This is a genomic window from Haemophilus sp. UMB1048, from assembly GCF_030218125.1.
GTDB lineage: Bacteria > Pseudomonadota > Gammaproteobacteria > Enterobacterales > Pasteurellaceae > Haemophilus_D.
On record NZ_JASOPB010000215.1, the window covers coordinates 1 to 231 of the forward strand.

Here is a 231-nt window from a genome sequence, read left to right on the forward strand (position 1 = left end):
CTATTTACAATAGATAAATGGAAATCAAGCCCTTTAATTTTCTTGCTTGCCAATTTACCAAATACACAGGGCTGATTGCCTGACACCCATTTTCTTAGTAAATCTTCAATTTTATCTTTAGAAGTTTCGTTAAAGATAAATGAATGAATATTATCAATATCTTTTCCAAATGAAAAACTGGATGATAATTGTGGTAGTTTATTTATACGTTGTTGAAGATTCATGAAAGCT

At 29.0% G+C, this 231-nt stretch carries 1 protein-coding gene; it reads right to left on the bottom strand.

What is annotated here, in order from left to right; genetic code table 11:
* Nucleotides 1–231, bottom strand: a 231-nt coding sequence (locus tag QP437_RS10520) for a hypothetical protein (protein ID WP_369279347.1), incomplete at both ends; no start/stop codon positions are given.